Raw genomic sequence first — 11992 nt, 5'->3', positions numbered from 1 at the left:
GGCAAGGCGACTCGCGCGTGCCTGGTGCGCATGTCGAAGGTGGGCGGCGCCAACGTGCAGACCGTCGAGGGGCTGGCGACTGCAGGCAGGCTTCACCCGCTGCAGCGCGCCTTCATCGAACACGGCGCGGTTCAATGCGGCTTCTGTACCCCGGGGATGCTCATGGCCGCCAAGGCGCTGCTGGACGGCAACCCCCACCCGAGCCGGGAGGAGATTCGATCGGCGCTGACAACGAATCGCAACCTGTGCCGATGCACCGGCTATGTCAAGATCTTCGAGGCGATCGAGGATGCGGCCGGGACGCATGCGCCGGCTGCCGCAGGCTTGGCGGCTCACGGCGAGCAGCCTCCACGCCAGGCGCTCTTGCCCAAGGAGGCGGAGGCATTGGTCACCGGAGCGACGCTCTTTGGTGACGACCTGCAGCCCGAGCGGATGCTGCACGGCCGGATCTTGTGGTCGGCGCACCCGCATGCCGAGATCCTCAGCATCTCGACTGCCGAGGCACAGGCCCTGCCGGGCGTAGCGCTCGTGCTGACCGCCGGCGACATCCCTGGCAAGAACCAGGCCGGGATCATCCTTCGCGATCAGCCAGCCATCGCTGGAGACAAGGTGCGCACCATCGGGGATTCGGTCGCCGCAGTCTTCGCCGAGACCCGCCAGGCCGCCGAGGCCGCCCTGGACAGGATCCGGGTGGAGTATCGGCAGCTGCCGGGCGTGTTCTCGCCCGAAGAGGCGGCTAGACCGGATGCTCCCAAGGTGCATGCCAAGGGCAATCTGCTTCACCATGCGCGGATCGCCCGCGGAGATGTCGACGCCGCCTTCAAGCTGTGCGCAGTGGTGGTGGAGGAAACGTTCGAAACCCCCTTCATCGAGCATGGGTTTCTGGAACCCGAGGCGGGTATCGCCTATCCTTCCGGCGAGGGCGGCGTGACGGTCGAAATCGGAACCCAGAGCGCCTTCGACGACCGCACACAGCTGGCCGAGATCCTTGGGCTGCCCGAGGACAAGGTCCGCGTGGTGCAACTGCCCATGGGCGGCGCCTTTGGCGGCCGGGAGGACATGATCCTGCAGCAGTACCTCGCCCTCGGGGCGCTGCGCAGCGGCCGGCCGGTGAAGATGGTATTGGACCGCGAGGAGTCGCTGCGCGCCCACCCCAAACGCCACCCCGCACACATGCACTACAAGGTGGGGGCTGCGGGCGATGGACGGGTGCTGGCGCTCCAGGCCCGCATCACCCTCGACACAGGAGCCTACGCTTCCCTCGGCGTGGACATCCTCGAGAACACACTCGTCTTTGGCGCCGGGCCGTACTTCATTCCGAATGTGGATCTGGAAGGATGGGCCTGGTACACCAACAACGTACCCGCCGGCGCCATGCGGGGATTCGGCGTCAACCAGGTGGCCTTCGCCCTGGAGCAGCAGATGGACGCCCTCGCCCGGGCTCTGGGGATCGATCCCTTCGAGTTCCGGTTGATCAACGCCCTCGATGTAGGCTTGCCCACCGTCGCCGACCACATCCTAGAGCCGGGCGTGGTCACCATCAAGGAAACCATTCGAGCCGCGCGCGATGCCCTGGCCGGCATGCACCTTCCCTCCCCGGGCGAGAAGCGGATCGGCGTGGGCGTGGCCTCGGCCGTGAAGAACATCGGTTATGGGCATGGGCTGCACGAGAGCGCCGGGGCCATCGTGGAACTGGACTCGTCCGGCTGCGCGCGATTGCTCGCCAGCCAGCACGATTACGGCCAGGGGGCCCGAGCCGGGCTGGCCTATCTGGTTTCGGAAGAGCTCGGCCTGCCGCTGGAACGAGTGGAAGTCATCGGACCTGATACCGCCCTCACCCCGCCCACCGGTCCCACCACCGCCTCGCGCCAGACCTTTCTCAGCGGCAATGCCACCGTGATGGCCTGTCGGGCGCTCAAGCAGGAGCTGCTGGCGCATGCGGCCGAGGCCCTCGGCGCCGAGCCGGCGGGGCTCGTGCTGCGAGGCGACCGTGTGCTGGACCCGCGTTCGGGGAGCGAGATCCCGCTGGCAAGCCTTGGCGAGCGCTGGACGGTGGAACGCCGCTACACGGCCCCTCGTTCCGCTCCGCTGCTGGAGGAGGGGGCGCCCAGCCGCTTCCCCGAGGGCGAGTCGCGGCCCACCCACTGGTGCTATGCCTACAGCACCCAAGTCGCCATTGTGGAGGTGGACCCCTCCTCGGGGGAGGTTAAGGTGCAGACGATCATCTCCGTCAATGACCTGGGAAAGGTTATCAACCGCCAGGCTGCCGAGGGCCAGATCCACGGCGGGGTCATGATGGGTTTGGGATTTGCTCTTTCGGAGCGGTTCGACGTGGAGAACGGGATCAACCTGACGGACTCGCTTCACAAGTGCCATCTGCCGACGGCGGCGCAGACGCCGGAGATCGTCTCCATCCTGTTGGAAGTGCCCCACCCATTTGGTCCACAGGGCGCCAAGGGGTTTGCCGAAGCGCCCTCGCTGGCAACGGCTCCTGCGATCCTCAATGCGATCTATGATGCGGTCGGCGTGCGCATCACCTCGCTTCCCGCCGACCGGCGCTCGGTTCGCTCAGCCTTGCTCGCCCGGGGTGGCTAAGGGAGATGGACCCGTTCATGGAGGCTGCACTTGAGGAGGCCCGCCGGGGGTTGCGCGAGGGCGGCATCCCGATCGGGGCGGTTCTGGTGCGCCAAGGGAAGATCATCGGACGCGGCCACAACCAACGCGTGCAGCAGGCCGACCCGATTCTGCACGCCGAAATCGACTGCCTGCGAAGCGCCGGGCGGATTGGCACCTATCGAGAGACGACGCTATATTCCACCCTCATGCCCTGTTACCTGTGTTCGGGGGCCGTGGTGCAGTTCGGCATCCGCCAGGTGGTTGCAGGAGAATCTGAGAGCTTGCAGGGTGGGGCCGAGTTGATGGAAGCCCATGGAGTTCAGGTTCTCAACCTGGACCTGGACGAGTGCAAGGAGCTCATGCGCCAGTTCATTCGCCAGAACCCCCAGCTTTGGCTGGAGGACATCGGGCAAGTTTGATCCACGGCTTGGCAGGGTGATGGAAAATGCCCTTCTCAGAGATGAAAACCGCATAGGGGGTGGTTGGGGCTTCGCCCCAATTACCCCACATGCCAATTCCTCTCAAGCAGGAGGGCTTCTTCATCAGCCTCTTGGGAGATGGATCACGCAGGAAGGAGGCAGGCTGGAGAGTAGGGTTCGCTCGTCGTTGTTCCATGCAGACATTCGCTTGAAAGGGAGGTCCACCTGTGACTAAGCTGCGCGTGGTTTCCGTTCTGATGGCAAGCGTTTTGATCGCGGGGGCGTTGGCGGCCTGCGCTCCGGCCGCAATCCCCACCCCTCAAACCATTGTTCAAACCGTGATCGTTGAGGCCCTAGTGCAGGCCGCCACCCAGGCCCCTGAGGCGCCGAAGCCGCTGGTCGTCTTTGGCGCTTTCGCCACCCCGATCGAGGAGCCGTGGGATGGCGTCATCCATGCCGCCCTGAACAAGGCCATGGATGCGGGACAGATCGACTACAGCTACACCGAGAACATCGGCTACTCCGGCGATATGGAGCGCGTCTTGCGCGAGACCGCCGAGCAGTTGAAGCCGGATATCATCTTCGGCGACGCCTTTGGCAATGAGGAGGCGGTACGCCGCGTCGCCGCGGAGTATCCGGAGATCGCTTTCGTGTTCGGCTCGGGTCTGGGGCCGACAGATCCCAACACGTCGGTTTTTGACAACTGGATCCATGAGCCGGCATACCTCAGCGGCATGCTGGCCGGAGGGCTGACCAAGACGGGCAAGATCGGCGTGGTCGGCGGGCTTCCAGTCCCAGAAGTGAACCGGCTGATCAATGCCTTCACCGCCGGCGCCAAGGAAGTGAATCCCGAGGCCAAGGTCCTGGTGAGCTTCATCAACAGCTGGTTCGATCCGGCGGCCGCCAAGGAAGCGGCATTGGCCCAGATCGACGCCGGGGCGGACGTGCTGTATGCCGAGCGCTTTGGCGTGATCGAGGCGGCCAAGGAGAACGGGCTGTTCGCCTTTGGGAATATGAGCGATCAGAACTCACTCGCCCCCGACTTCGTGGTGAGCGGCCCGGTCTGGAACATGGATCCGACCGTGGCCTACGTCATCAACCAGGTGCAAAGCGGGGCCTACACGGCCCAGGACCTGAAGGACTTCAGCATGGTCGGTAAGGGCGGCGCAAGTCTGGCTCCGTTCCACGGCACCGAGAGCAAACTGCCCGCGGATCTGCTGCAGATGGTCAAGGATAAGGCACAGGCCATCAAGGACGGCCTCTTCCGCGTAGATATCGATGAGAAACAACCGGCCGCAGTGAACTGACCTGCCGCCGGCCGAAGAGCTTGCAGGTGCGAGCGCCTGCTCGCACCTGCAAGTCTTGCCGCCCTTCGAGGATACCTGTGTGTTAGCTGTCGAGATGCAGGGCATCACCAAGCGATTCGGCCCCGTGGTGGCCAACGACCGCGTCGATTTCGATCTGGAGCAGGGCGAAGTCCACGCCCTGCTGGGAGAAAACGGCGCCGGCAAGACCACCTTGATGCGCATCCTCTACGGCCTGTACCATGCCGACGCGGGAGCAATCCGCGTCCGAGGTCAACCAGAACGCATCCAGTCACCGCATGACGCCATCCGCCTGGGAATCGGGATGGTCACGCAGCACTTCACGCTCGTGCCTCCGCTGAGCGTGGCGGAAAACGTAGTGCTCGGGCACGCCACCGGGTTCCGGGTAAGGCCTGGGGAAGCCGAGCGACGCGTGGCCGAGGCCGCCGAGCGATTCGGCCTGGAAGTGAAACCCAAGGCGCTGGTGCGGCATTTGGCTGCGGGTGAGCGCCAGCGTGTGGAGATTCTGAAGGCGCTCTACCGGGAAGCGCGGGTGCTCATCCTTGACGAGCCGACCTCGGTTCTCGTTCCGCAGGAGGTCGACTCCCTGTTCGAGACGCTCGAGCGTCTGTGCCGCGAGGGGCTGTCGATCATCTTCATCAGCCACAAGCTGCGCGAAGTGATGACGGTCTGCCATCGGATCACCGTCCTGCGGGACGGCCACGTGGTGGGCACGGTCCACAAATCGGCGACCACCCAGCCGCAACTGGCGCGCATGATGGTGGGCCGCGAGACCTTCGGCGTGAGGCGGCAGTCCGAGCGGCCACGCGGCCAGATGCTGCTGCGGATCCGCGACCTTGCCGCCCTCGACCGAGAAGGGATGGCGGCCCTGCGCGGAGTCTCGCTGGAGGTGGGGGCGGGCGAGATCGTGGGCGTGGCCGGGGTCTCGGGCAACGGGCAGGCAGAACTGGCACGCGTGCTATGCGGCACTCTCAAGCCCAGCCAGGGAGAGGTGAGCGTGTCGGGAGAGGACCTCACCGGCGCTTCTCCCAATCGGATGTCGGCCGCCGGCGTGGGGCGGATCCCCGAGGAGCGGAGCGAAGGACTGGTGGCCGATCTGAGCGTAGCGGAGAACCTGGCGCTGGAACATCTCGGAGATTTCTCAAGGGCGGGGAACCTCGATCGCCGACGAATCCGACGGCGGGCCGAGGAGTTGATCGCCGAGTACCAGATCAAGGCTTCCCCCAACGACCGCGCCCGGACGCTCTCCGGCGGCAACATGCAGAAGGTGGTGCTTGCGCGCGCCCTCTCACGCAACCCCCGCGTGGTCATCGCCTCGCAACCCACCCACGGCCTTGATGTGGGAGCGACCGAGTACGTTCGCAGCAAACTCCTCGAGCAGCGCGACCGAGGCGCAGCGGTGCTCCTGCTCTCGGAGGATCTCGACGAAGTGCTGGCGCTCTCCGACCGGATCGCGGTGATCTACGAGGGGCGCATCGTGGGGGAAGTGGCCGGTTCCGAAGCCCAGCTGGAGCAACTCGGGCTGTGGATGTCGGGCGCCACCAAGGGAACCGATGCCGATTCGCATTGAGCGCGCCCCGGCTCCCGTGTGGATGCGGTTGGCCATCCCGCTGGCGGCGGTGGTGGTCACCTTCGTTCTCACCGCCGTTCTGGTGGTTTGGGCCAAGGCCAGCCCGCTGGAGGCCTATTACTACTTCCTGATAGCCCCGCTTTCGACCCGGGTCAGCGCCATCGAGGTGCTGGTGAAGTCCACGCCCCTACTCCTCACGGGGGCGGCGGTCACCTTCGCCTTCTCAGCCGGCTACTGGAATATTGGTGTAGAGGGCCAGCTGTATGCCGGGGCGATTGCGGCCGCAGGTCTGGGGATGGTGCTGGGAGGCTTGCCTCCGATCTTGGCGCTGCCCCTGATGCTCCTGGGAGGGTTCCTGGCCGGAATGCTGTGGGCGCTGGTGCCGGCCCTGCTTCGGGTGAAGCTCGCAATTGACGAGGTCGTCACCACCCTGCTCCTGAACTCCGTCATGCTCTTCCTTGTCAGCTTCATCCTGAACGGACCCTGGCGGGACCCGATCTCGGGTTGGCCCCAGTCCCCGCAGATTGAACCCAGTACGGTTCTGCCGAAGCTCCTGCCGCGTTCTCGGCTGCACCTGGGGTTCATCGTGGCCATGGCGGTCATTGCCCTGCTCTGGTACCTGCTATCGCGCACCACGCTGGGATTGCGCATGCGCGCTACCGGCATGGGCCGCGAGGCTGCTCGCTTTGCCGGCGTGGATGTCGATCGGACGGTACTTGTCGCCGCTCTCGCCAGCGGCGGAATCGCCGGGTTAGCCGGCGTGGGCGAGGTGGCAGGGATTCATTTTCACCTGATCGACGCGATTTCACCGGGCTTCGGCTACACCGGAATCATCGTGGCCACCCTGGGGGCGCTGCATCCTTTGGGGGTGGCAATGGCGGCGCTCTTCATCGGCCTGATTGGCACCGGCGCCCAGACGGTGAGTCGAGCGCTGGGAGTGCCCGCCTTCCTTGGCGACGTGGTCCAGGCGACTTTGCTTCTGGTGACCCTGGGGATGTTCCTTCTCCTGAACTACCGGATTCGAGTCGTGCGTGCGGGGCGAGGCTCGAGTGCAGGCCGGGCTCCCGGGATTGGAGTGCGAGACGATGCTCGGTAGGCGTGTTCGCCGAGGCCGGCGACATCGGAACGAGAGCAGGTGAGAGGCTTGCGCTGCGCAGGTGAGGGATCACCAATGGTAGAGGCAGGAGCCGGAGCATTCTGATGGAAGTCTTCCTGATCGGTCTGGTGGCTGCCGCCTTGCGGGTCGCAACGCCTCTGATCCTGGGGACACTCGGAGAGCTGTTCTCCGAGCGGGCCGGCATCCTCAACCTGGGGATCGAAGGGACCATGTTCTTCGGCGCCTTCGTTGGGTTTGTAGTGGCCGAGGCCAGCGGCTCGCTCTGGCTGGGTGTGCTGGCGGCGATCGTGGCCGGCATTGCCTCCGGCCTGCTCATGAGCCTGCTCGCCGTGCGACTGGGCGCCAACCAGCACGTCTCGGGGCTGGGGATCACGCTGCTGCTTACCGGGTTGTCGCTCTTCGCCTTCCGGCTGATCTATGGCGAGCGCCAGGTGCTCCCGGCAATCCAGCCTTTCGGCAAGATCTCACCCTTCGGCGAGCTTCCGATCCTTGGGCCCATCTTCGAACAGTACCTGATGACCTACCTGGCGGTCCTGCTCGTCCCCGTCGCCTGGTGGGTGTTGTATCGAACCAACTTCGGGCTGCAGGTGCGCGCCGTGGGAGAGAATCCGGAAGCAGCGGACGCGGCCGGCGTGAACGTGTTCCTGGTGCGGTACCTCTCGCTGGCCATTGCCGGAGGCCTGATGGGCGCGGCCGGTTCGTTTCTCTCGCTGGCCCAACTGGGCGCATTCAGTTTCGGCATCATTGCGGGGCGGGGCTGGGTGTGCATCGCACTGATCGTCTTCGGGAATTGGGACCCGGTGAAGGTGCTGTGGGGCGCACTGCTGTTTGGCGGCGTTTTCGCGCTGCAACTGCGGCTGCAGACCACCGGCCTGGATCTGCCCTACGAGTTCTTCCTGGCGTTGCCCTACCTGACGACCATCGCCGGCCTGGCCCTGGCGGGCCGGAATGCGGCCTACCCGGCGGCGCTGCTCAAGCCCTATCGGCGGGAGTAGGATCCGATCCCAACCCAGCACAGCTCGGGGTGCCTGCCGCGAAAGTCGGCAAATCGTGGCTCGGGATAGATCTCATGGGGACCGGACGGAGAGAAGCTCAAAGGCCCGCTGGCGTGTAGAACTCACCAGCCAATCGGTTGTGATCCCAGGTCGTTAGCTGCGGTCTATCCGTGCGGGACGGAAGTCGAGCCGCTACACCGGTCCGGCCTCCGCCGCCGGCGGTCCGACGTCGAACTTGCTGGCGGAGCCCATCATCGATCGGTCGGGGCTCCCCGGAAGGAATGCTAGACGGTCCGATCAACCCCGCGGGCGCGGCCATGCCGGGCCTTGGGCTCTGGCCTTGCGCAGGTCCCGGCGGTGCCAAAGACGACCTCGATCTCGCCCGGAAACAACTATCCCCTGCACCCGAGAACGGGGCACAGGGGATGGGCTATCGGGTTGTGGGGTCGATTGGGTTAGCGGTGCGTTCGGCCTCGGCTGGCGTCGTTGCGCCTGGGGGCGGCAATGCTGGGCCGGCGCCCGTTTCCGTTCGATCGGCCCGGGCTGGCCTTCCCGTTGCCATTACCGTTGCCACCGCCCTTGGGAATGCTTTCGGGGTTGAAGCCACCGTAGTTGAAGTCCGCCAGGCGGCGCCGTACAAGCGGCTCGCCCAGCACCTTTTCGATCTGGCGCACGATGGGTTCGTCCTCCGGCTGGGCCAGGGTCAGCGCCTCGCCGGTATGCTCCATCCGCCCGGTGCGGCCGACGCGGTGGGTGTAGGCATCGACTGTGTCCGGCATGTCGTAATTGATCACGTGAGCGATGTCCGCCACATCGATGCCGCGCGAGGCGACATCGGTGGCGACCAGGATGTCGTACTTGTTGCCCCGGAAACCATCGATCGCGTCCTGGCGGCGGTTCTGGGTCATGTTGCCCTGCAGGGCCTCGACCCGGTAGCCTTGCTTGTCCAGGTCGCGGGCCAAAGAGCGCGCCCGATGCTTGGTGCGGGTGAAGATCAGCGCCCGCCCGGTGGCCCTGCGCTCCAACACCGCCAGAAGCAGGGACTTCTTCAGGCCCCCCTCGACCGGATACAGGGCGTGGGACACCGTCTTGGGCGGAGCGATCACGCCGACCTGGACCGCCACCGGATCCCGCAGGATGCTGTCCGCCAGCCGGCGGATGTCGTCGGGCATAGTGGCCGCGAAGAACAGCGTCTGGCGCCGAGCCGGCAGCAGCTTGAGGATACGCTGGATGTCCGGCAGGAACCCCATGTCGCACATGCGGTCGGCCTCGTCCAGCACCAGGACTTCGACCCGCGACAGGTCGATACTGCGCTCGCCGGCCAGGTCGAGCAACCTTCCAGGACAGGCGACGACGACATCGGCGCCGCGGCGCAGCCCATCTACCTGCGCCTTCTTGCCCACGCCGCCATAGATCGCCAGGCTGCGAACGCCGGTGCGCTTTCCAAACTGGCGAGTGGCCTGATGGATCTGCTCGGCCAGTTCGCGGGTGGGGGCAAGGATCAGCGCCCGCACACCGCGGCCGGGGTGAGTGACCAGGCGCTGCAGGATGGGCAGCATGAAGGCCGCCGTCTTTCCCGTTCCGGTCTGGGCGATGCCGATCAGGTCACGGCCGGCCAGGACGGGCGGGATGGCTTGGTCTTGAATGGGGGTCGGCGTCGTATAGCCCGCCGCTTGGATGCCGTCGCGCAGACGCGCATCTAACGCAAAACGTTCGAAACTCACAGAGAATACTCCTTGGCTGTGTTGAGCCAAGTCGCACCCTCAGCCCATCATCAAAAAGAAACTGGCAGCCCTATGCTGCCAATCATAGAGAAGTTCGGATCGGGATCTACGTTCCCCGATCACAGTCGATGAGTTTACCGCATCTTCTCCCCCTTGTCCAGCCCCAGAAATCGAGGCGACTTGTGCCCCTGCGGCAGCAGTTTCGAGGTCCTCCAGGGCGACGAATTCCGGTAGGTTGCCCCGAAAATCCCATCGCCCTGCGAGACCAGCGGGAATTGGGAGCGTGTCCCGCCCGCTGGCAGTTATCGGCGGACAACGCCTGATCCTGCCTGACGGCAACACCCCCTTCCCAAGACGGCGGCTGTCTGATATCATCGAATGACGCACCGAACCGACCTCGGAGCAACTTGGCCGGGGTCGTTTGTTGTGCGTAGAAGGCAGTCAGGACATGCTCACCGAGCGCAACGAGCTGCGCAATATCGCCATCATCGCCCACGTCGACCACGGCAAGACGACGCTGGTCGACGGCATGCTGCGCCAGGCGCAAGTGTTCCGCGACAACCAGCAGGTGGCCGAGCGGGTGATGGACTCGAACGAACTCGAGCGCGAGCGCGGCATTACGATTCTGGCCAAGAACACGGCCATCACCCTGACTGATCCCCAAACCGGGATGCCGGTCAAGATCAACATCGTCGACACCCCCGGCCATGCCGACTTCGGCGGCGAGGTCGAGCGGGTGCTGAATATGGTCGACGGCGTACTGTTGCTGGTCGACGCCGCCGAAGGCCCGATGCCGCAGACGCGCTTCGTCCTCAAGAAGGCGCTGGAACTCAACCATCAGGCGGTGGTTGTGATCAACAAGGTCGACCGCCGCGGCGCCGATCCCGAATGGGCGCTCAATGCCACCTTCGACCTGTTCATCGCCCTGGGCGCGACCGAGGCCCAGGCCGACTTCCCGGTGGTGTATGCCAACGCCGTCACCGGCCAGGCCGGGTGGACAGCCGAGCTGGGGCCGGACCTGCGGCCGCTGTTCGAGGCCATCTTGCGCCACATCCCTGCCCCGCGGGTCGATCTCGAGGCCCCGTTCCAGCTGTTGGTGACGACGCTAGGCTACGACTCGTACCGTGGGTCAACGGCCTCGGGCCGGATCCACGCCGGCCGCCTGCGGGCCGGGATGCCGATCGTCCGCATCCCGCACAGCGGCGAACCGCAGCTGACTTCAGCCCGCTACCTGTACGTGCATCAAGGCCTGGAGCGGCTCGAGATCGAAGAGGCGCAGGCGGGTGAGATCGTGGTCGTGGCCGGGCTGGAGGAGGTGGCCATCGGCGAGACCCTGGCCGATGCCGAGAACCCGGTGGCGCTACCGGTGATCCGGGTCGAGGCGCCGACGGTGCGCATGACTTTCGCCGTCAACACCTCGTCCTTCGCCGGGCGCGAGGGCCGCTGGGGAACGTCGCGCAAGCTGCGCGAGCGGCTGTTCAACGAGCTGCGCACCAACGTCTCGCTGCGGGTCGAGGAGACCGACTCGGCCGACCGCTTCGTCGTCTCCGGCCGGGGCGAGCTGCAACTGGCAATCCTGATTGAGACCATCCGCCGTGAGGGGTACGAGTTCCAGGTCTCGCGGCCGGAGGTCATCTTGCGTCAGGTGAGCGGCACGACGCTGGAGCCGTTCGAAGAGGTGTACATCGAGGCCGCCTCCGAGGTGCTGGGGACGGTGGTCGAGATGCTCGGCAGCCGCCGCGGCCAAATGCTGGACATGCAAGACAACGACGGCGAGTCGGTGCGGCTGCGTTACCTGGTGCCGACGCGAGGCCTGCTGGGCTTCCGCTACCAGTTCATGACTGCCACCCGAGGCGCCGGCTTCCTGCACAGCCTGTTCTACGACTACCTGCCGATGGCGGGAGGCCTCACCGGGCGCAGCAACGGGTCGCTCGTGGCCTGGGAGGCGGGGGTCACCTCGACCTACGGGCTGAAGCAAGCCGAGGAGCGGGGAACCCTGTTCGTCGGCCCAGGGGTCGAGGTCTACGAGGGCATGGTCGTCGGCGAGCAGCCGCGGCCGGGCGACCTGGTGGTCAACGTGTGCAAGAAGAAGCATGTGACCAACGTGCGCTCGTCGAACCGCGAGATCGACGAGCGGCTCTCGCCGCCGCGGGCCATGAGCCTGGACGAGGCGATCGAGTACCTGGGCAACGACGAGCTGCTGGAGGTCACACCCCAGAGCCTGCG

Annotated in this window: 8 protein-coding genes; 7 read left to right on the top strand and 1 reads right to left on the bottom strand. The window is 65.8% G+C overall.

The window, feature by feature from the left end:
* The 6 genes from MUO23_02150 to MUO23_02125 form a co-directional block, all read left to right on the top strand.
* A partial coding sequence (locus MUO23_02150; GenBank protein MCJ7511756.1) for a molybdopterin-dependent oxidoreductase occupies positions 1-2595 on the top strand: 2595 nt, incomplete at its 5' end.
* A 5-nt stretch (positions 2596-2600) separates the two neighbouring features.
* Positions 2601-3035 (top strand): nucleoside deaminase, encoded by a 435-nt coding sequence (locus MUO23_02145; GenBank protein MCJ7511755.1) that lies wholly within the window; start codon positions 2601-2603, stop codon positions 3033-3035.
* 227 nt (positions 3036-3262) lie between these two features.
* Positions 3263-4342: a BMP family protein gene (locus tag MUO23_02140; GenBank protein ID MCJ7511754.1), complete on the top strand. Its 1080-nt coding sequence runs from the start codon at positions 3263-3265 to the stop codon at positions 4340-4342.
* A gap of 79 nt (positions 4343-4421) precedes the next feature.
* Positions 4422-5930, top strand: coding sequence for an ABC transporter ATP-binding protein (locus tag MUO23_02135; protein MCJ7511753.1), 1509 nt, complete (start codon positions 4422-4424; stop codon positions 5928-5930).
* The gene (locus tag MUO23_02130; protein MCJ7511752.1) at positions 5914-7026 is read left to right on the top strand and encodes an ABC transporter permease; all 1113 of its coding nucleotides are present in this window, start codon (positions 5914-5916) and stop codon (positions 7024-7026) included. The genes MUO23_02135 and MUO23_02130 overlap by 17 nt, the downstream gene beginning before the upstream one ends.
* A gap of 104 nt (positions 7027-7130) precedes the next feature.
* A complete protein-coding gene (locus MUO23_02125) occupies positions 7131-8042 on the top strand; it encodes an ABC transporter permease (protein ID MCJ7511751.1) in 912 nt (303 codons plus the stop codon).
* A 455-nt stretch (positions 8043-8497) separates the two neighbouring features.
* Here MUO23_02125 and MUO23_02120 read toward each other — a convergent pair whose 3' ends face one another.
* The gene (locus MUO23_02120; protein ID MCJ7511750.1) at positions 8498-9766 is read right to left on the bottom strand and encodes a DEAD/DEAH box helicase; all 1269 of its coding nucleotides are present in this window, start codon (positions 9764-9766) and stop codon (positions 8498-8500) included.
* Positions 9767-10214: 448 nt separating this feature from the next.
* Between MUO23_02120 and typA the strand changes: the two genes are divergently transcribed.
* Positions 10215-11992, top strand: a 1778-nt coding sequence (typA, locus tag MUO23_02115) for a translational GTPase TypA (protein ID MCJ7511749.1), incomplete at its 3' end; no start/stop codon positions are given.

The sequence above is a fragment of the Anaerolineales bacterium genome, assembly GCA_022866145.1.
Lineage (GTDB): Bacteria > Chloroflexota > Anaerolineae > Anaerolineales > E44-bin32 > PFL42.
This window is presented reverse-complemented; position numbering and strand designations above follow the sequence as displayed.